General features: G+C 70.3%; 22 protein-coding genes. 16 read left to right on the top strand and 6 right to left on the bottom strand.

Annotated features, from left to right (window positions below; translation table 11 throughout):
- Nucleotides 1–10: 10 nt before the first annotated feature.
- Both ERL55_RS04185 and ERL55_RS04180 read right to left on the bottom strand, forming a co-directional pair.
- The gene (locus tag ERL55_RS04185; RefSeq protein ID WP_129135314.1) at nt 11–1,171 is read right to left on the bottom strand and encodes an AI-2E family transporter; all 1,161 of its coding nucleotides are present in this window, start codon (nt 1,169–1,171) and stop codon (nt 11–13) included.
- A gap of 6 nt (nt 1,172–1,177) precedes the next feature.
- Nucleotides 1,178–2,257, bottom strand: a complete 1,080-nt coding sequence (locus tag ERL55_RS04180) for a DUF2066 domain-containing protein (RefSeq protein WP_129135313.1) — start codon at nt 2,255–2,257, stop codon at nt 1,178–1,180.
- A gap of 58 nt (nt 2,258–2,315) precedes the next feature.
- On the opposite strand from ERL55_RS04180, the gene purM reads away from it, so the two are divergent.
- From purM to ERL55_RS04160, 4 genes are read left to right on the top strand one after another with little or no spacing between them, the layout of a single operon-like run.
- Nucleotides 2,316–3,449 (top strand): phosphoribosylformylglycinamidine cyclo-ligase, encoded by a 1,134-nt coding sequence (gene purM / locus ERL55_RS04175; RefSeq protein ID WP_129135312.1) that lies wholly within the window; start codon nt 2,316–2,318, stop codon nt 3,447–3,449.
- 19 nt (nt 3,450–3,468) lie between these two features.
- Nucleotides 3,469–4,137, top strand: coding sequence for a phosphoribosylglycinamide formyltransferase (purN, locus tag ERL55_RS04170; protein WP_164972229.1), 669 nt, complete (start codon nt 3,469–3,471; stop codon nt 4,135–4,137).
- A gap of 9 nt (nt 4,138–4,146) precedes the next feature.
- Nucleotides 4,147–4,866, top strand: coding sequence for a DUF3108 domain-containing protein (locus tag ERL55_RS04165; RefSeq protein WP_129135310.1), 720 nt, complete (start codon nt 4,147–4,149; stop codon nt 4,864–4,866).
- Between the two features lie 2 nt (nt 4,867–4,868).
- Complete coding sequence (locus ERL55_RS04160; protein ID WP_232140883.1) at nt 4,869–5,594, top strand: DUF3108 domain-containing protein; 726 nt, start codon at nt 4,869–4,871, stop codon at nt 5,592–5,594.
- An 87-nt stretch (nt 5,595–5,681) separates the two neighbouring features.
- Here the strand turns inward: ERL55_RS04160 and murA are convergent, their stop codons facing one another.
- Together murA and ERL55_RS04150 are read right to left on the bottom strand one after the other, a co-directional pair.
- A complete protein-coding gene (murA, locus tag ERL55_RS04155; RefSeq protein WP_129135308.1) occupies nt 5,682–6,941 on the bottom strand; it encodes a UDP-N-acetylglucosamine 1-carboxyvinyltransferase in 1,260 nt (419 codons plus the stop codon).
- A gap of 61 nt (nt 6,942–7,002) precedes the next feature.
- Nucleotides 7,003–7,239, bottom strand: coding sequence for a BolA/IbaG family iron-sulfur metabolism protein (locus tag ERL55_RS04150; RefSeq protein WP_100323570.1), 237 nt, complete (start codon nt 7,237–7,239; stop codon nt 7,003–7,005).
- Nucleotides 7,240–7,367: 128 nt separating this feature from the next.
- On the opposite strand from ERL55_RS04150, the gene ERL55_RS04145 reads away from it, so the two are divergent.
- The 9 genes from ERL55_RS04145 (at nt 7,368) to rapZ (ending at nt 14,716) form a co-directional block, all read left to right on the top strand.
- On the top strand, nt 7,368–8,366 hold the full coding sequence (locus tag ERL55_RS04145) for a KpsF/GutQ family sugar-phosphate isomerase (protein ID WP_100323571.1): 999 nt from the start codon (nt 7,368–7,370) through the stop codon (nt 8,364–8,366).
- 27 nt (nt 8,367–8,393) lie between these two features.
- The gene (locus ERL55_RS04140; protein ID WP_129135307.1) at nt 8,394–8,933 is read left to right on the top strand and encodes an HAD hydrolase family protein; all 540 of its coding nucleotides are present in this window, start codon (nt 8,394–8,396) and stop codon (nt 8,931–8,933) included.
- A complete protein-coding gene (gene lptC / locus ERL55_RS04135) occupies nt 8,930–9,490 on the top strand; it encodes an LPS export ABC transporter periplasmic protein LptC (RefSeq protein WP_129135306.1) in 561 nt (186 codons plus the stop codon). Before ERL55_RS04140 ends, lptC begins: the two co-directional genes overlap by 4 nt.
- 4 nt (nt 9,491–9,494) lie before the next feature.
- Nucleotides 9,495–9,974 (top strand): lipopolysaccharide transport periplasmic protein LptA, encoded by a 480-nt coding sequence (gene lptA / locus ERL55_RS04130; RefSeq protein ID WP_232140887.1) that lies wholly within the window; start codon nt 9,495–9,497, stop codon nt 9,972–9,974.
- Nucleotides 9,974–10,693 (top strand): LPS export ABC transporter ATP-binding protein, encoded by a 720-nt coding sequence (gene lptB, locus ERL55_RS04125; protein WP_100323575.1) that lies wholly within the window; start codon nt 9,974–9,976, stop codon nt 10,691–10,693. Before lptA ends, lptB begins: the two co-directional genes overlap by 1 nt.
- A 31-nt stretch (nt 10,694–10,724) precedes the next feature.
- Complete coding sequence (locus tag ERL55_RS04120; protein WP_129135304.1) at nt 10,725–12,155, top strand: RNA polymerase factor sigma-54; 1,431 nt, start codon at nt 10,725–10,727, stop codon at nt 12,153–12,155.
- Between the two features lie 147 nt (nt 12,156–12,302).
- The gene (gene raiA / locus ERL55_RS04115) at nt 12,303–12,629 is read left to right on the top strand and encodes a ribosome-associated translation inhibitor RaiA (protein WP_129135303.1); all 327 of its coding nucleotides are present in this window, start codon (nt 12,303–12,305) and stop codon (nt 12,627–12,629) included.
- A gap of 264 nt (nt 12,630–12,893) precedes the next feature.
- The gene (hprK, locus tag ERL55_RS04110) at nt 12,894–13,853 is read left to right on the top strand and encodes an HPr(Ser) kinase/phosphatase (protein ID WP_129135302.1); all 960 of its coding nucleotides are present in this window, start codon (nt 12,894–12,896) and stop codon (nt 13,851–13,853) included.
- The gene (rapZ, locus tag ERL55_RS04105) at nt 13,850–14,716 is read left to right on the top strand and encodes an RNase adapter RapZ (protein WP_129135301.1); all 867 of its coding nucleotides are present in this window, start codon (nt 13,850–13,852) and stop codon (nt 14,714–14,716) included. The genes hprK and rapZ overlap by 4 nt, the downstream gene beginning before the upstream one ends.
- A 40-nt stretch (nt 14,717–14,756) precedes the next feature.
- On the opposite strand, the gene ERL55_RS04100 is transcribed toward rapZ, so the two are convergent.
- Nucleotides 14,757–15,074 carry a hypothetical protein gene (locus ERL55_RS04100; protein ID WP_129135300.1) on the bottom strand — a complete coding sequence of 106 codons (318 nt, stop codon included), beginning with the start codon at nt 15,072–15,074 and terminating at the stop codon, nt 14,757–14,759.
- 4 nt (nt 15,075–15,078) lie between these two features.
- Nucleotides 15,079–15,423 carry a hypothetical protein gene (locus tag ERL55_RS04095; protein WP_129135299.1) on the bottom strand — a complete coding sequence of 115 codons (345 nt, stop codon included), beginning with the start codon at nt 15,421–15,423 and terminating at the stop codon, nt 15,079–15,081.
- 152 nt (nt 15,424–15,575) lie between these two features.
- On the opposite strand from ERL55_RS04095, the gene ERL55_RS04090 reads away from it, so the two are divergent.
- From ERL55_RS04090 to ptsP, 3 genes are read left to right on the top strand one after another with little or no spacing between them, the layout of a single operon-like run.
- Nucleotides 15,576–15,968, top strand: a complete 393-nt coding sequence (locus ERL55_RS04090) for a PTS fructose IIA subunit family protein (RefSeq protein ID WP_129135298.1) — start codon at nt 15,576–15,578, stop codon at nt 15,966–15,968.
- A gap of 33 nt (nt 15,969–16,001) precedes the next feature.
- On the top strand, nt 16,002–16,271 hold the full coding sequence (locus ERL55_RS04085; protein ID WP_129135297.1) for an HPr family phosphocarrier protein: 270 nt from the start codon (nt 16,002–16,004) through the stop codon (nt 16,269–16,271).
- Nucleotides 16,271–17,995 (top strand): phosphoenolpyruvate--protein phosphotransferase, encoded by a 1,725-nt coding sequence (gene ptsP / locus ERL55_RS04080; protein ID WP_129135296.1) that lies wholly within the window; start codon nt 16,271–16,273, stop codon nt 17,993–17,995. The genes ERL55_RS04085 and ptsP overlap by 1 nt, the downstream gene beginning before the upstream one ends.
- Nucleotides 17,996–18,007 lie beyond the last annotated feature (12 nt).

Genomic DNA, 18,007 nt, shown 5'->3' with positions numbered 1-18,007 from the left:
GCGTGCCCTGTCAGTCCTTGTCGACCCGCGGCGCGCCGTCGGTCACCACCAGCGCGCGGTCATCCACCACCAGCGTGCTCGGCGTGCCGGTGTACAGGCGACTGGCCTGGTAGCGCTCATGCGCAAAGCGCAGCAGTACGTTGGCCACCGCGGCCACCGGCAGCGCGATCAGCATGCCGACGAAGCCGAACAGCTGGCCACCCGCCATCACCGCGAAGATCACCGCGACCGGATGCAGGCCGATGCGGTCGCCGACCAGGCGCGGCGTCAGCACATAGCTCTCGAACAGCTGGCCGGCGGTGAACACGATCGTGCCCAGGATCAGCAGCTGCCAGTCGAACCCCTGCGCCTGCACCACGGCGGCCAGCAGCATCATGATCAGGCCGACGGTCGCGCCCAGGTACGGCACGAAACTGATCAGCCCGGCGATCAGGCCGACCAGAATGCCCAGGCGCAGGCCGATCAGCTGCAGGCCGATCGCGTAGAACGCGCCCTGCGCCAGCATCACCAGGAACTGTCCGCGCAGGAATGCCGCCAGCGATTCGTCGGATTCGCGCGCCAGCCGCGTCACGGTGGCGTAGTGGTCGCGCGGGATCAGCTGCGACACCCGCGCCACCAGCACGTCCCAGTCGCGCAGGAAGTAGAACGTGAGGATCGGCACCAGCACCAGGTTCACGATCAACGCGATCAGCGCGAAGCCCGAGCGCGACACGTAGGACATGAACGTGGTCGCCACCCCACCCGCCTGCTGCCAGTGCCCGCGCACCCATTCGATCAGGCGATCCGGGTCCATCCACTCGGAGATCTCGATGCCGAAACGGCGCTCCATCCACGGGATCGCGGTGCCCATGAGCCACTCGCGGTAGACCGGCAGGCTGTCGATCAGCGTCACCACCTGGCGCTCGATCAAGGGCACCAGGATCAGCAGCACCAGCACCACCAGCAGCACCATCAGCAGGAACACCAGCGACACCGCGACACCGCGCGAGCGGCCGGTGCGCTCGATCCGGTCCACCAGCGGGTCGCCCAGCCAGCCCAGCAGCGCCGCCAGTACGAACGGCGTCAGGATCGGCCCGAGGGCGCCGATCAGCCACAGCACCGCGAGGGCCACCAGGCCCCACTGCAGGCGTTTGAGGAAGATCGCAATGGCCTGGTCGGCATGCTCAGCCATGGCGGATCACCGCACGATCCGGAAGGTGGGCGTGTCGCTGACGTCCTCGACCTCGACCAGCACGTCGCGGTTGGCCATGCGCCGGAAGCCCGGCAGGCCGGTCACCAGTTCGAGTTCGTATTCCACCCCGTCAGCCGTCGCGCGCATCGGCACCGCCCGGCGCACCACCGGCATCGCCTGCAGGGTCGACGCCAGGCGGATGAAGTCGTCGCTGCTGGCCAGCCCGGTGAACACCACCCGGTAGTTGCCCGGCTCGCCCACCGGCGCCACCCGCGCATAGCGCTTGACCAGTGCATCGGCGGCGCCATCGGCGCCGGCGCTCATCGCGCGACGGGCATCGGCGTGCTCGCTGGTCCATTCCGAGAGTACGCGGCCGTTGTCGACAAACGTCCAGTCCGCGCGCCAACCGCTGCCGGCGCGCTGCAGCTTGCCGATCAGCTGCATCGGCGGCTGGTAGCGGGCCGACAGCCGTGCGATCGCCGCGGCGTCGCCGCGCCAGATCGCCCCCACGCCCGCCTGTTCGGCGGCACTGCCGCGTGGCAGGCCCAGCTGGTAGCCACGCTGGCGGGCGCGGTCGAGCACCGGCCGCACCACGTTGTTCTGCTGCAGACTCACCAGGCGCGGCCCCGAGCCGTCGTCAATGGCCAGCCACAGCACCGGCTTCGGCCGTGGCTCCGGCCAGATCGGCAGGCCCAGCGCCGCGGCCAGTCCGTCCACCGCCTCGCGGTCGAAGCGCACCACCAGCGTGGTCTGGAAGCTCGGCGCCCCGGTGGCCGACACGCCTTCGTCCTGGCGGTAGTCGTAATGCTCGGCGTACTGCGCCGCGCGGCGCAGCTCCTGGCCCACGCCGGGCCGCGACCCCGCCGAGGCATCGCCGGAAATCTTGCCCAGCACCTGCGCCAGTGCGCGGCTCAGTGCCGGACCGCGTGCGGCATCGCTCTGGCTGCCCACCGGCACTTCCGCCTCGTACAGCCCCTGTGCGCGCGCACTGTCGCCTTCGACGCGCTGCGCCTGCACGGGCGCGACCAGCGCGACCGCCAGCAGCAGCCCCGTGATCCACCCCGCCATCCGGCCAACCAACGACATGCCTGATCCTTCGCGCTGCGACAAACGCGCGAATGGTGCCACAAGTGGGCCATCGCCCATGCACGGCCGCTCCGCCGCACGCGCCACGCGCGGCCGGCGACTGCCGCGGCCTGCTAAAATCGCCGGTCCGCCCGCCTCGGCCGCATCCGTGACCCACCCCACCCCGCTCACCTATCGAGATGCCGGCGTCGACATCGACGCGGGCAATGCCCTGGTCGAACGCATCAAGCCGCTGGTCCGGCGCACGCTGCGCCCGGAAGTGATGGGCGGGCTCGGCGGCTTCGGCGCGCTGTTCGATCTCTCCGGGCGCTATCGCGAACCGGTCCTGGTCTCGGGCACGGACGGCGTCGGCACCAAGCTCAAGCTGGCCCAGCAACTGGGCCGCCACGACACCATCGGCATCGACCTGGTCGGCATGTGCGTCAACGACGTGCTGGTACAGGGCGCCGAGCCGCTGTTCTTCCTCGACTACTTCGCCACCGGCAAGCTCGACGTCGACACCGCCGCCGCGGTGGTCGGCGGCATCGCGCGCGGCTGCGAACTCGCCGGCTGCGCACTGATCGGCGGCGAGACCGCCGAAATGCCCGACATGTACGCACCGGGCGAATACGACCTCGCCGGGTTCACCGTGGGCGCGGTGGAGAAGTCGCGCCTGCTCGACGGCTCGGCCGTGCGTGCCGGTGACGTGCTGCTGGGCATCGCGTCGTCCGGCCCGCACTCGAACGGCTATTCGCTGGTGCGGCGTATCTACGACCGCGCCGGGCAACCGGCCGACCTCGACCTCGGCGGCGTGCGGCTGATCGACGCGCTGATGGCGCCGACCACGCTCTACGTGAAGCCGGTGCTGGCGCTGCTCGACGACGCCTCGGGATGCACCGTGCATGCGATGGCCCATATCACCGGCGGCGGGCTCACCGAGAACATCGTCCGCGTGGTGCCCGAGGGCCTCGGTGTCGCCATCGATGCTGGCGCATGGCCGCTGCCGCCGGTGTTCGAGTGGTTGCAGCGCGAGGGCGCGGTCGCACGCGAGGAGATGTGGCGCACCTTCAACTGCGGCATCGGCTTCGTGCTGGTGCTGCCGGAGGATGCGGTTGCCACTGCCTCGGCACATCTGGACCGGCAGGGCCTGGCGCACTGGCGGATCGGCGAAGTGGTCACCGCCGGCGCCGGCGACCGCGTCCGCATCGGCTGAGCCGGTGGCGCCCGATCCGGTGCCGGCACCGGCGAGCTTCCGGATCGCGGTGCTCGCATCGGGCCGCGGCAGCAACCTGCAGGCGCTGCTGGACGCGATCGCCGCCGGCGCGCTCGATGCGCAGGTGGTCGGCGTGTTCTCCGACCGTGCGCAAGCGCCCGCGCTGGGGCGTGCGCGCGATGCAGGCATTCCGGCACATGCACTGTCACCACGCGGCCACGCCAGCCGCGACGCCTTCGATGCGGCACTGTTCGATGCGGTGGACGCCAGCGCGCCCGACCTGATCATCTGCGCCGGTTATATGCGTCTGCTTGGTGACGCGGTGGTTGCGCCGCGCAGCGTGCGCATGATCAACATCCACCCTTCGCTGCTGCCGGACTTCAAGGGCCTGCACACGCACCGGCAGGCGCTGGCCGCGGGTGCGACCCGGCACGGCGCCAGCGTGCACTTCGTGACCGCCGATCTCGATGGCGGCCCGGTCATTGCCCAGGCAGCGGTGCCGGTACTCGAAGGCGACGATGAAGCCAGCCTGTCCGCCCGCGTGCTGGAGCGCGAACATCCGCTGCTGGTGGAGACCGTGCGCCTGTTGGCCTGGCGGCGCATCGCGCTCGGCGACGACGGCGTCCACTTCGACGGCAGGCCGCTGCAGGCGCCGCTTCAGCTGGCAGCCAACAACCGCTTCGCATGATGCCGCGACATGAAAACCCTCCTCCCTGTCTTCCTCGCCCTTGCCGCCATCCTGCCCGGCGGCGCGCGCGCGGCCGAACTCGCCCCGTTCCTTGCGAGCTACGAGGCGTGGTACCAGGGTCGGCACGCCGGTGACGCCACCATGCGGGTGGAGCAGGCGGGCGACGGCCTGTGGGAAGTCGGTCTCGGCATCCGTGGTCGCCACGGCTTTGCCGGCCTCGCCCGGGTGAACATCGAGCAGAGCACCCAGTTCGACATCGCCGGCGGCCATTACCGCCCGCTGCGCCAGGAGACCATGCGCAAGGCACTGGTGTTCACCCGCCGCGCCACCGGCAGCTACGACTGGAACGCAGGCCAGGCGCAGTGGACCGGGGATGTCAGCAAGCGGCGCCGCGCACCGGTGCCGCTGCGCGATGGCGACATGAGTGGGCTGCTGATCAACCTCGCGATCATGCGCGACGCGCAACCCGGTGCCACCCTGCAGTACCGCTTCGTCGATGGCGGCCGCGCGCGCGAGCATGTCTACCAGGTGGCGCCCGAGCCCGAGATCGTCGAGGTCGGCGAACTCAGCTACAACGCACTGCGCGTTTCACGGGTCGACGAAGGCCGCGATGACATGATCGTGTGGATCGCCGATGGCGTGCCGACGCCGGTACGCATCCTGCAGCTGGACGATGATGGCGAAGACGACGTCGACCTGCGACTGATCGAATACCAGGGAGTCCAATGACGATGATGACCCGTACCACCCCGATTGCCGCGCCGCGCGCGTGGAAGCGTCTTGCCGCCGGTGCGTTGCTGCTGGCCGCATGCGGCGCCGCCAGCGCGATGGAGCCCTTCACCGCCCGCTACAACGCGAAGTTCATGGGCATGGAGGCCACCGGCACGATGAAGTTGGAAGCCGCCGGCGACAACCGCTTCAACTACAGCCTCGACGTCGCCGGCATGGGCGCGCGGCTGGCGCAGAAGACCACCTTCGAGCGCCACGGCGATGGCTGGCGGCCACTGTCGAGTTCCGACTTCCAGGGTGGTGAATCCGGCCTTGCGGCGATGCTGGTGAAGCGCAAGACGATCGAGGCCACCTACGACTGGAACCGCAACCAGGCACGCTGGACCGGTGACGTGGACGCCGACGAGGCCGGTCCCGTGACGCTGCGCCAGGGCGACGTCGACGGCCTGCTGCTCAACCTCGTGCTGGTGCAGGACGTGCAGGCCGGCCGCCCGCTCACCTACCGGCTGGTCGACGAAGGCCGCGCGCGCGAGCACACCTACGAGGTGCAGGGCAAGGAGACCGTGACCGTCGGCGGGCAGTCGCGCGAGGCCACGAAGGTGGTACGCGACGACGGGCGTCGCCAGATCACCGCGTGGGTCGTCGATGGCATGCCGGTGCCGGCGCGCATCCTGCAGCGCCGCAATGGCCGCGACCATATCGACCTGCAGTTGCAGTCGCTGGACTGATCCGGGCGAACCCCGCAACGAATGAAGCCGCCCGATGGGCGGCTTCTTCGTTCTGACCGGGGTGGGCGCGCGTGGCTGCCCCCCGCCTCAATCCACCCGCTGGATGCGTGCACCCAGCGCGGAGAGCTTGCGCTCGATCTGCTCGTAGCCACGGTCGAGGTGGTAGATGCGGTTGATCACCGTCTCGCCCTCGGCCACCAGCCCCGCCAGGATCAGCGACGCCGATGCGCGCAGGTCGGTGGCCATCACCGGCGCCCCGGTCAGTCGTTCCACGCCGTTGACGCGCGCACGGTTGCCCTCGACGTGGATGTCGGCACCCAGGCGCATCAGCTCACTGACGTGCATGAAACGGTTCTCGAAGATGTGCTCGTCGATCACCCCGCTGCCCTCGGCCACGCAGTTGAGCGCCATGAACTGCGCCTGCATGTCGGTGGGGAACCCCGGATACGGCTCCGTCACGATGTCCACCGCGCGCGGGCGACGGCCCTGCATGTCGAGGGTGATCGCATCGCCGTCCACGTCAACCCGTGCACCGGCCTGCTCGAGTTTTTCGAGCACGGCCTGCTGGGTGTCGGCGCGCGCGGCCCTTGCGGTCACGCGGCCGCCGGTCATCGCCGCCGCGACCAGGAAGGTGCCGGTCTCGATGCGGTCGGGCACCACCGCATGGCAGCCACCGTGCAGCCGCTCCACGCCGCGCACCACGATGCGCGACCCGCCGGCGCCTTCGATGTCGGCGCCCATCGCCAGCAGGCAGTCGACGAGATCGACGATCTCCGGCTCGCGCGCGGCGTTGTCGATGATGGTAGTGCCCGCCGCGAGCGACGCCGCCATCAGCGCGTTCTCGGTGGCGCCGACGCTCGGCATCGGGAACTCGATATGGCCGCCGCGCAGGCGCTGCGCGCGCGCCTTGATATAGCCGTGCTCGACCTCGACCTCGGCGCCGAGCGCCTGCATCGCCTGGATGTGCAGGTCCACCGGGCGCGACCCGATCGCACAGCCGCCCGGCAACGACACCTCGGCGGCGCCATGGCGCGCCAGCAGCGGCCCCAGCACCAGCACCGAGGCGCGCATCGTGCGCACCAGGTCATACGGCGCGACATGGCCGCGCGCATCACGTGCATCGATCAGGAAGCGGCTCGCCTCGACATCGTGGCGGATGTCCGCGCCCAGCTCGCGCAGCAGCCGCGCGGTGGTGGCGACATCGTGGAGATTGGGAACGTTGGTGATCTCCACCGGCCCGTCGGCCAGCAGCGCCGCGCACAGGATCGGCAGCACCGCGTTCTTGGCACCGGAAACGACGACGTCGCCGTGCAGCGGCACGCCGCCCTGGATGATGATTTTCTGCATGATTCGATCTGGCCGGCCCGGTGGTCGCCCCACGCCGGCCATGGACCGGTCAGGACACGCCTCAGGAGCGGGCGTGTTCCTCCGGGGTCAGGGTGCGCAGGGCGAGCGCGTGGATGGCACCGCCCATCAGGTCGCCGAGGGTGGCGTAGACCAGCCGGTGGCGCGCCAGCGGCAGCTTGCCGCGGAACGCCTCGCTGACCACCAGCGCCTCGAAATGCACGCCGTCATCGCCCTGCACCTCCACCAGTGCGCCGGGCAGGCCGTCGCGGATGAGGTTCTGGATGGTGAGTGCGTCCAACGTGCTCGACTCCTGCTCGATTAAGCCCGCCTGAGCCGGGATGCCGGCAGCGGGCCGCCCCGGGCGCCATGGCCCGGGAACGCATTAAGATAGGCCGCTTAGCCTAACGGAAAGGGTGCCGCCGAGAAATGGCCGTCGACGCAACACAGCACGCCCCCGGCAGCGACTTCGCAGCCAGTGGCCGCCGCGTGTTCGAACTGGAACAACAGGCGCTGGCCGCGGTCGGCGCACGCATCGACGGCGCATTCTCGGCCGCCTGCAGCCTGATCCTCGACTGCCGTGGCCGCGTGGTCTGCACCGGCATGGGCAAGTCCGGCCACGTCGCGCGCAAGATCGCCGCCACCCTGGCCTCCACCGGGACCCCGGCGTTCTTCGTCCATCCCGGCGAGGCCGGGCATGGCGACCTCGGCATGATCACCGACGCCGACGTGGTGCTGGCACTGTCGTACTCGGGTGAATCCGACGAGATCCTCACCCTGCTGCCGGTGCTCAAGCGCCAGGGCAACCCGCTGATCGCGATGACCGGCCGCGAACGTTCCACGCTCGCCCGCGAGGCCGAGGTGCACCTCGACGTCAGCGTGCCCGCCGAAGCCTGTCCGCTCGACCTCGCCCCGACCTCCAGCACCACCGCATCCCTGGCGATGGGTGATGCGCTGGCGGTGGCGCTGCTGGACGCGCGGGGCTTCACCGCCGACGACTTCGCGCGTTCGCATCCGGCCGGCGCGCTCGGCCGCCGGCTGCTGCTGCATATCGCCGACGTCATGCATGTCGGCGACGACGTCCCGCGGGTTGCCGCCGATGCCACCTTCGGCGCGGTGCTGCTGGAGATGAGCCGCAAGCGGCTGGGCATGACCGCGGTCGTCGACGACGCAGGCCATCTGCTCGGCCTGCTCACCGACGGCGACGTGCGCCGCACGCTGGCCGACGAGGGCACCGACATCCGCACCACCCGCGTGGTCGACGTCATGACACGCTCGCCGGTGACCATCGGCGCCGACGCGCTGGCGGTGGAAGCCGCGCGCCTGATGGAGACCCACAAGATCAACGGCCTGCTGGTGACCGATGCGCAGGGCCGCGTGGTCGGTGCGTTGAACATCCACGATCTGCTGCGCGCACGCGTGGTATAGCTCGACCCCCGACTTCCGGACCGCCGAATGCCTGCCGATGCCTATCCGCACGACCTGCTCGCCCGCGCCGCGCGGATCCGGCTGGCGTGCTTCGACGTCGACGGTACGCTGACCGACGGGCGCCTCACCTACGACAGCGCCGGCAACGAGAGCAAGACCTTCCACGTCCACGACGGCCAGGGCCTGGTGCTGCTGCGGCGCGCCGGGATCGAGGTCGCGATGATCACCGCGCGCACCAGCCCGATGGTCGAGCGCCGTGGCGCCGAGCTGGGGGTTCGCGTGCACTGCGGCGTGGGCGACAAGCTCACCCGCCTGACCGCGCTGTGCGAGGAGCTGGGGCTGGACCTCGACAGCGTCGCCTTCATGGGTGACGACCTGCCCGACCTCGCACCGATGCGGGTGGCCGGCTTCGCGGTCGCGCCCGCCAACGCGCACCCCTGGACCGCGCGCCACGCGCACTGGCGGACCACCGCCGTTGGGGGCGAAGGCGCGGCGCGCGAACTCTGCGACCTGCTGCTGGTTGCGCACGGCCATGCGGACAACCCGCTGCCGGGAGGTGCGCAATGAGCTGGCGTGGCTGGCTGGCGATCGTGCTCGTCATCGCCGCGGTCGTGTCCGCCTGGTCGGCGTGGCGCCAGCGTGCCGATGCACCGGGCGTCGCCGCCGGGCCGCTGCGCTCGGACTACGTGCTGCGCGACTTCGAGCTGATCGCGCTCAACAACGAAGGCCGCGAATCCTTCACCCTGCGTGCTCCGCGGCTCGAACAGAACCCCGCCGACCGCACGATCGCCATCGAGACGCCGCTGTTCCTGGTGCCCGAGCGCGAGGGCGGCCGCTGGCAGGCACGTTCGGACACCGGCTGGGTCTCGGCCAGCCACGACGAGTTGCGGCTGGAAGGCGACGTGCGCATGACCAGCCCCGACGAGGGCGGGCGCGACCTGCTGCTGACGACGACGCGCATGACCCTGCTGCCGGAAACCAGTATCGCCCGCAGCGAGGAGTTGGTGACCATCCAGCAGCCCGGCTCTAGAATCCAGGGGCTTGGCATGCAGGTGGACCTGACGACCAAGCGCTACGAATTCTTCTCCCAGGTGAAACAACGCTATGAACCCAGGCGCCGTTAGCGCAGTGGTCCTGGCCGTGCTGCTGTTGCCGTTGACGGCGCAGGCGAAGCAGGCCGACCGCAACCAGCCGATGGACATCGACGCGGGCCGGACCGAGGGCACCCTCGATGACCGCTCGCCGACCGTGCTGTCGAATGGCGTGATCATCACCCAGGGCACCCTGCACATCACATCCGATCGTGCGGAGATCCACCTCAGGGACGGCGAAATCGACCGTGCGGTGCTGACGGGAGGGCCGGTGCAGATGCGCCAGGAGATGGACGACGGCTCGCCGATGAACGCACGCGCGCAGCGGGTCGATTACAACCTCGCCTCCGACATCATCACCCTCACCGGTGACGCCCGCATCGAGCAGCCGCGCGGCACCATGGCCGGGCAGCGCATCGTCTACAACATGGCCACCGGCCAGGTGGAGAGCGGCGGCGGGGACAACGGCCGCGTGCGGATGCGCATCAACCCGCGCAGCGCGCAGGGCGGCGGCTGATGCTGGTCGCCGAAGGCCTGCGCAAGCGCTACCGGCAGCGCGAGGTCGTCCGCGAATTCGGCCTCACCCTCGATGCCGGCGAGGTGGTCGGGCTGCTCGGCCCCAACGGCGCCGGCAAGACCACCTGCTTCTACATGATCGTCGGCCTGGTGCCGGCCGATGCCGGTCGCATCGTGCTCGACGGCACCGACATCACCGCCGAGCCGATGTACCGCCGCGCGCGCCTTGGCGTCGGCTACCTGCCGCAGGAACCGTCGGTATTCCGCAAGCTCAGCGTGGCCGACAACATCCGGCTGGTGCTGGAGCTGCGCGACGACCTCGACCGCAAGGGCCGCGAACAGGAGCTCGCGCAGCTGCTGGAGGAACTGCAGGTCACCCACGTCGCCGACCAGGTCGGCGCCAGCCTCTCCGGCGGCGAGCGGCGGCGTGTCGAGATCGCCCGTGCACTCGCCGCCAAGCCGCGCCTGATGCTGCTCGACGAGCCCTTCGCGGGCGTCGATCCGATCTCCGTCGGCGAGATCCAGCGCATCATCCGGCACCTCAAGAACCGCGGCATCGGCGTGCTGATCACCGACCACAACGTGCGCGAAACCTTGGGCATTTGCGACCGGGCGTATATCCTCGCCGAGGGGAGCGTGCTGGCGCAGGGAGCGCCGGACGCGCTGTTGATGGATCCTGACGTGCGTCGGGTCTACCTGGGGGATGCTTTCCGCCTGTAGGCCGGTCGCCGCACCTGGCTCGTAGGGGAAGATGAAGCCGCGTCTGCAGACATCGCTTGGACAGCATCTGGTCCTGACGCCGCAATTGCGCCAGGCCCTGCACCTGCTGCAGCTGTCGGCGCTGGAGCTGGAGGCGGAGATCGCCGCCGCGGTCGAGAGCAATCCGTTGCTGGACTGGCAGGGCGAGGACGACGTCGCGGTGCGCGCCAGCGATGGCGACGGCACGGCCGCCGACGAAACCGCGCGCATCCGCGATGCCGATACCGCCCCCGATGCCTGGGACGGCGGCCTCGACGACAGTTGGTATTCCACCGGCAGCGGACACGGCAGCGACGAGGACGGCGGCGACGACCCCGCCGACCGCATCGTCCACACCGAGAGCCTGCGCGAGCACCTCGCCTGGCAGCTCAACCTCAGCCACCTGTCGCCGCGCGACCGCCTGATCGGCGAGGCGCTGATCGACGCCATCGACGACGATGGCTACCTGCGTGCCTCCTTCGACGACATCGCCGCGGCGTTGCGCGACGACGGGCCGTGGGAACACGACGAGATCCTCGCCGTCCTGCGCCGGATCCAGCTGCTCGACCCGGTGGGCGTGGGTGCACGCGACCTGCGCGAATGCCTCGAGGTGCAGCTGCATGCCCTGCCCGAGGACCTGCCCGGCCGCACGCTGGCGCGGCGCATCGTCGACGAGTTCATCGAGGCGCTGCCACGGCTCGGCGCCCAGGGCCTGGCCGGCGCGCTCGGCTGCGACGCCTGCGAGGCGGCCACCGCGCTGCAGCTGCTGCGCTCGCTCGATCCGCGCCCGGGCGCGCAGATCGGTGGCGTCGACAGCGATACCTACGTCGCCCCCGACTGCGCGATCGAGCGCCGCAACGGGGTGTGGAAGGTGCGCCTGGTCGGCGGACCGCATTCGCGGCTGACCATCCACCGCGGCTACGAGCGGATGATCCGCCACGCCAGCGAAGCCGACGCCGGCTACCTCAAGGGCCGCCTGCAGGAGGCGCGCTGGCTGTTGCGCAACGTGCAGGCGCGTGGCGAGACGCTGCTGAAGGTGGCCCGCTGCCTGGCCCGCCAGCAATCGGGCTTCCTCGAGTTCGGCCCGCAGGCGCTGCGGCCGTTGACGCTGCGCGAGGTCGCGGCCGAGATCGGCATGCACGAATCCACCGTGTCTCGGGCGATCGCCCGCAAGTATGTGCACACCCCGCGCGGCACCCTGCCGCTGCGCAGCTTCTTCGCCTCCGGGGTGGACACCGATACCGGCGGCCAGGCCTCGAGCACCGCGATCCAGCAGATGATCCGCCGCCTGGTGGAGGCCGAGGATCCGCGCAAGCCGCTGTCGGATGCGCGGCTGGCCGATGAGCTCAAGGCCGCCGGCGTCCCGGTGGCGCGGCGCACCGTGGCCAAGTACCGCGAAGCGATGAACATCGCCTCCTCCCACGAGCGCGTACGGCTGGCCTGATCCGCCGTTCGCCGGCCCGGTGAACCTCCGGCCGTAAGCGCGGTCCCATCCGGTACCGGTGGCGGCCGCTGGTTAACCTCTTGGCAACAACAGCGGCCGCGTTCCGGGTAATGCTGTTCCCGTCCGTCATACAGGAGGCACACCGCGATGCGTACCGACATCCACGGCCATCAGATCGAGGTCACCCCCGCCCTGCGCGACTATGTCGACAGCAAGATGGAACGACTTGCCAGGCATTTCGAGCGGCCGTGCGACCTGCGTATCCAGCTCGGCATCGACAAGCCCCACCACAAGGCCGAAGGCACCGTGTCGATCTCGGGCCGCACCCTGCACGCCGACGCCACCGGCATCGACATGTACGCCGCGATCGACCTGCTCGCCGACAAGCTCGACCGGCTGCTGGTCAAGCAGAAGAGCAAGATGGTCGACCATCACCGCGGCGAGAACCCGGCACGGGCCGCCAGCTTCGGCTGAGCCCGGCTCACGGCCCGGTCGCGTCCAGCGACCGGGCTCCCTGCAGCACCATTCCACGGCGCGCCGGATCCTCCGACGCGCCGTTTGCGTCTCCGCAATCGCAGCGTCAGCGCGTCCGGGATTACAGCCGGCACCATCTGCGGTTACTCTCGCCCGGCCATATCGCCGGGCGCCTGTTTGCAGGCGTCCGCGCACATGCGGCGGATACGCCGCCCTCCCATCGCCCGCATGGCACCCGGGCCCGCGACACAGGGGCTTGCAGGTATGACCGCCAGCATCACCGCGCAGGAACTGTTCGACCAGCAGCAGGAGCGCCTGCAGCTGCGCTGGGTCGCCGGCCAGAGCGGGCAGCAGCGCGTGCTGCAGTCGGTGGAGACGGTGGCGCGGCGGCCGTCGCTGGCGGGCTATCTCAACATCATCTATCCCAACAAGGTGCAGATCCTCGGCACCGAGGAACTGGCCTGGCTGGACGCGCTCGACGCCCGCCTGCGCTGGGAGACGATCGCCAAGATCATGGAGTTCCGGCCACTGGCGCTGGTCGTGAGCAAGAGCCAGTCCTGCCCCGAGGACCTGCTGGAGGCCGCGGAGGAGTCCGCAACGCCACTGTGGCTGTCACCGCGCCGTGGCCACGAGCTGCTCAACCATCTGCAGTACCACCTGGCGCGGATGCTGGCGCCACGGGTCACCCTGCATGGCGTGTTCATGGAGATCTATTCGATTGGCGTGCTGATCACCGGAGAGTCCGGTTCCGGCAAGAGCGAACTCGCGCTGGAGCTGATCACCCGCGGACATCGGCTGGTCGCCGACGACGCACCGGAGTTCACCCAGATCGCGCCGGACGTGCTCGACGGCACCTGCCCGGAACTGCTGCAGGACCTGCTGGAGCTGCGCGGCCTGGGCGTGCTCAACATCCGCGAGATGTTCGGCGACACCGCGGTCAAGCGGAACAAGTACCTGCGCCTGATCGTGCACCTGGCACGCCCTGACCACTACGAGGCCGACGCGCAACAGGACGGCATGGCGCGCCTGACCGGCGACCTCGGCACGCGCGAGGTGCTGGAACTGAACGTCCCGACGATCACCCTGCCGGTGATGCCCGGTCGCAACCTCGCGGTACTGACCGAGGCCGCCGCACGCACGCATATCCTGCGCGCCAAGGGGGTGGATCCTGCCGCCGCCTTCCTGGCGCGCCATTCGCATTTCCTGGAGAGGGGGAGTCCATGAGTGAACGGCCTTCGATGGTGGTGGTATCGGGCCTGTCCGGCAGTGGCAAGTCGGTGGCGCTGAAGACGCTGGAGGATCTCGACTACTACTGCACCGACAACCTGCCCGCCGACCTGCTGCCGTCGTTCGTGCGCAGCGTGGGCCGCCAGGACGAGGCACCGCAGCGGCTGGCGGTGAGTATCGACGTGCGCAACCGCCACCAGGACCTGGCGCAGATCCCGCAATGGCTGTCGGCGGTGGGCGAGCTCGGCTTCGATCCGCGGCTGGTGTTCTTCGATGCCGACGACGCGGTGCTGATCAAGCGCTATGCCGACACCCGCCGGCGGCATCCGCTCAGCCACTTCGGCCTGGCGCTCGCCGATGCGATCGCGCTGGAACGCCAGGTGCTCAAGCCGTTGCGATCGCTGGCCGACGTGCACATCGACACCACCAGCCTCAACGTCCACCAGCTGCGCCGGATGGTGATCACCGAACTCGGCCTGGCCGATTCGTCGCTGTCACTGCTGTTCGAATCCTTCGCCTACCGGCGCGGGGTACCGGCCGACGCGGATTTCGTGTTCGACGCGCGCGGCCTGCCCAACCCGCACTGGGAGCCGCGCCTGCGGCCGCTGTCGGGACGTGATCCGGACGTTGCCGAGTACCTCGATGCCAGCACCGATTTCGCGGAATACCTCGGCCAGGTCTCGGGGTTTCTCGACAACTGGCTCCCGCGCATGCGTTCGGGCACGCGCAGCTACGTGACGGTTGCGATCGGCTGCAGTGGCGGACGCCACCGTTCGGTCTATCTGGCAGAGAAGCTCGCCGCACACGCGCGCGACAACGGTTGGGACGACGTGGCGACCTACCACCGCGAACTCGACTGAGCCCCCTCCGGCAGGCGCCGTCGCCGACGGCAGCGAGCACTCAGGCGGTGCGGTCGAGCTCCAGCTGGTCGGCGATGCTGAGTTCGCCCAGCACCTGCTTCAGGCGCCGGCCGCGCTCGACGCCCAGCGCATGCATGCGAGCGTGCATCCAGGATTCGGCGGCCTCGCGCCCCTCATCGCGGGCACGACGCCCGAACTCGGGAGCCGCCGACTGCAGTTCGTCCTGGATCGCCTGCTGCATGCCGTCGTACTCGCGGAACAGCAGCTCGCGGTCGGCCTCGGTGATGGCGTCGATCTGGCGGAGCCCGATGACGGACTCCGCCCAGCGCTGGCGCTTATGCCAGGCGTCCTCGTTCACCGGATCAACCCGCCCAGCCGCTCTGCACGCCATCCATGAAGGTGTTGGCGAGGCCGGTGGCGAAGTTGCCGAGGTCGCCGAAGTCCTGCTGGCCGGCGACGCCCAGGGTGTCGCTGAGGGCGGGCAGCAGCGCATCGCGGGCGAGCGACTCGACAGCGCTGAAGCCGGCATCGACGATCGGGCCGGCAAGTGCCTGCACCAGCATGCCGGAGCCCGGCAGCGCGGTGTTGGCGGCGACCGACAGCAGGTTGGTCACGAGCCCGGGGGCCATGTCCAGGATGTTGTCGAGGAGATTGCCGGCGAAGTTCCCGGCCATGCTGGACAGGCTGCTGGTGATGGAATCGAACATGCGCTGGTTCCTTGGCTCGGGCCTGCAACGGCGTGTGCGGCCATATTCCGTAGCCACCCTCAGCCGCACCAGATGGGGCGCGCCCTAGGTCGTCGCGCGCACGCGCGCGCATGTGTCTTCTGCGCTCCACGGCCGTCTGCTAGTTTGTGGCCATGACTGTCGGCATCCTCCTCGTCACCCATGAAGGCATCGGCACCGCACTGGTGGCGGTGGCCGGCCGCCTGCTGCGCCCGCTGCCGTTGAAGGTGGAGGCGTTCGAGGTGCCGTTCGATGCCGACCCCGACGCGCTGCTGCCCGCAGCCAGTGCCGCGCTGCGGCGGGTGGACGGCGGCGATGGCGTGCTGGTCCTCACCGACCTCTACGGCGCCAGCCCGAGCAACCTCGCCGCCCGCGTCGCCCGCCTCGGCACGCCGGCGCGGCGGGTGTCGGGCCTCAACCTGCCGATGCTGCTGCGCGTGCTGAACTACCCGGAACTTCCATTGCAGGAGCTGCCGGCGGTGGCGGCGGCCGGCGCGCGGATCGGGGTGATCCATGACGATGCCTGACCCGGGCCGGACGCGCAGCGGAGGAGTGCCGACATGATCCAGCGCGACCTGATGATCACCAACCGGCTCGGCCTGCACGCGCGCGCCACGGCGCGCCTCGTGCAGCTGCTGTCGGGTTACCGCTGCAACGCGACGCTGGTGGCCAAGGGCCGCGAGGTCAACGCCAAGAGCATCATGGGCGTGATGCTGCTCGCCGCCGGGCCGGGAACACCGGTGGTGCTGCGCGTGGACGGCGAGGACGAGGCGGCCGCGGCCGACGCCGTCGCGGCGCTGTTCGAGCGGCGCTTCGACGAGGACAGTTGATGCGGCGTGCCTTCACCGGGCACGGCGCGTCACGCGGCAGCGCACTGGGCCATGCACGGGTCCGGCTGCCGTTCCTGTTCGAGGTCAGCGAACAGCACATCGCCGAAGCCGACGTCGCAACGGAACTCGCACGCCTGCATGCGGCCATCCAGGACGTGCGCGCGGAACTGCATGCCGCACGCGAGCGGCTGCATGGGGCGCTCGCGCACGAGGTCGGCGAATTCCTCGACCTGCATGCGCTGCTGCTCGACGATCCCGAGCTGCTGCAGGGGCTGGACGCGCTGATCCGCGACAGCCGCTACAGCGCCGACTATGCGCTGCGCCTGCAGCGTGACCGCCTGGCCGCGGTGTTCGCGGCGATGGACGACGACTACTTCCGCAGCCGCAGCGAGGACGTCGACCAGGTCATCGGCCGCCTGCACGCCGCCCTGCACCGTGGCGAGCCGCATGCAGGCGGGGTGGCGGGCGAGATCCTGGTCACCGATACCGTGGCCCCGGCCGAGCTTGTGCAGCTGCAGTCGCAGGGCGTGCTTGCGATCGTCACCACCGGCGGCAGCATGCTGTCGCATGCCGCGATCCTGGCGCGCAGCCTGCACATACCGCTGGTGGTCGGCGCAGGCGAGGTGCTGCAGCACGTCAACGACGGCGACGTGCTGGTCGTCGACGGCGCACGCGGCCGGGTGGTGGTGTCGCCCGATGCCTCCGACCTGCGCGAGTACCGCACCCGCCGCCGCGACGAGCAGCACGAGCGCCGGCAGCTGCACCGGCTGCGGCGCGAGCCGACGCGCACGCTGGACGGGGTCGACATCCGCCTGTACGCCAATGCCGAGTCACGCGACGATGTCGCCGAGGCGCATGCGCTGGGGGCGGCGGGCCTTGGCCTGTACCGCACCGAGTACCTGTTCCTGCAGGGCAGCGCCGCGCCCGACGAGGACACCCAGTTCCGCGCCTACCGCGATGCCGTGCTGGGGATGACCGGTCGCACGGTGACCATCCGCACCCTCGACCTGGGCGCCGACAAGGCCGACCGTGCCGGCCTCACCCTCCCGCGCGAGCCCAACCCGGCGCTCGGCTGCCGTGGCGTGCGCCTGTCGCTGGCGCGCGGCGACATCTTCGCCATCCAGATGCGGGCGCTGCTGCGCGCGTCCGGTTACGGCCCGCTGCGCATCCTGGTGCCGATGGTGGCCACCCGCGACGAGATGCTGCAGGTTGCCGCACTGCTGCGCAGCACACGTGAGGCACTGCGTGCCGAGGGCCACCATGTCGCCGACGAGGTGCCCCTGGGCGCGATGATCGAGGTGCCGGCGGCGGCGCTGGCCCTGCCCGCACTGGCCGATACCGTCGACTTCGTGTCCATCGGCACCAATGACCTCGTGCAGTACATGCTCGCCGCCGACCGCAACAATGACGCGCTCGAGGACCTGCACTCGCCACTGCATCCGGCCGTGCTGCGGGTGCTGCGCGATGTCATCCGCACCGGCCGCGCGCGCGGGCTGCCGGTAGCGGTCTGCGGGGAAATGGCCGGCGACCCGGCCTTCGTACCGCTGCTGCTGGCATTGGGGCTCGAGGAGTTCAGCCTGCATCCCGCCACGCTGCTGGAAGTACGCCGGGCAATCCGCGCGAGCGACCTTGGCGCACTGCGTCGGCGCGCCGGTGCACTGATGCGCGCGTGCGACCGTACCGGGATCGAGCGCTGGATGCGCCAGGCAACAACCGCAGCCTGAGCCAGGTGCATT

Source organism: Luteimonas sp. YGD11-2 (genome assembly GCF_004118975.1).
In the GTDB taxonomy this organism is placed as follows: domain Bacteria; phylum Pseudomonadota; class Gammaproteobacteria; order Xanthomonadales; family Xanthomonadaceae; genus Luteimonas; species Luteimonas muca.
The sequence above is the reverse complement of the archived record's forward strand: the minus strand, read 5'-3'. Positions and strand labels throughout refer to the sequence as shown.

Coding starts and splice junctions, on each gene's coding strand:
- lptC (WP_129135306.1), top strand. CDS start 8,930: ATGAGCTGGCGTGGCTGGCTGGCGATCGTGCTCGTCATCGCCGCGGTC.
- ERL55_RS04180 (WP_129135313.1), bottom strand. CDS start 2,257: ATGTCGTTGGTTGGCCGGATGGCGGGGTGGATCACGGGGCTGCTGCTG.
- ERL55_RS04120 (WP_129135304.1), top strand. CDS start 10,725: ATGAAGCCGCGTCTGCAGACATCGCTTGGACAGCATCTGGTCCTGACG.
- ERL55_RS04145 (WP_100323571.1), top strand. CDS start 7,368: ATGGCCGTCGACGCAACACAGCACGCCCCCGGCAGCGACTTCGCAGCC.
- raiA (WP_129135303.1), top strand. CDS start 12,303: ATGCGTACCGACATCCACGGCCATCAGATCGAGGTCACCCCCGCCCTG.
- ERL55_RS04165 (WP_129135310.1), top strand. CDS start 4,147: ATGAAAACCCTCCTCCCTGTCTTCCTCGCCCTTGCCGCCATCCTGCCC.
- hprK (WP_129135302.1), top strand. CDS start 12,894: ATGACCGCCAGCATCACCGCGCAGGAACTGTTCGACCAGCAGCAGGAG.
- ERL55_RS04185 (WP_129135314.1), bottom strand. CDS start 1,171: ATGGCTGAGCATGCCGACCAGGCCATTGCGATCTTCCTCAAACGCCTG.
- ERL55_RS04090 (WP_129135298.1), top strand. CDS start 15,576: ATGACTGTCGGCATCCTCCTCGTCACCCATGAAGGCATCGGCACCGCA.
- murA (WP_129135308.1), bottom strand. CDS start 6,941: ATGCAGAAAATCATCATCCAGGGCGGCGTGCCGCTGCACGGCGACGTC.
- rapZ (WP_129135301.1), top strand. CDS start 13,850: ATGAGTGAACGGCCTTCGATGGTGGTGGTATCGGGCCTGTCCGGCAGT.
- ERL55_RS04160 (WP_232140883.1), top strand. CDS start 4,869: ATGATGACCCGTACCACCCCGATTGCCGCGCCGCGCGCGTGGAAGCGT.
- ptsP (WP_129135296.1), top strand. CDS start 16,271: ATGCGGCGTGCCTTCACCGGGCACGGCGCGTCACGCGGCAGCGCACTG.
- ERL55_RS04095 (WP_129135299.1), bottom strand. CDS start 15,423: ATGTTCGATTCCATCACCAGCAGCCTGTCCAGCATGGCCGGGAACTTC.
- ERL55_RS04140 (WP_129135307.1), top strand. CDS start 8,394: ATGCCTGCCGATGCCTATCCGCACGACCTGCTCGCCCGCGCCGCGCGG.
- lptB (WP_100323575.1), top strand. CDS start 9,974: ATGCTGGTCGCCGAAGGCCTGCGCAAGCGCTACCGGCAGCGCGAGGTC.
- ERL55_RS04085 (WP_129135297.1), top strand. CDS start 16,002: ATGATCCAGCGCGACCTGATGATCACCAACCGGCTCGGCCTGCACGCG.
- purM (WP_129135312.1), top strand. CDS start 2,316: ATGCACGGCCGCTCCGCCGCACGCGCCACGCGCGGCCGGCGACTGCCG.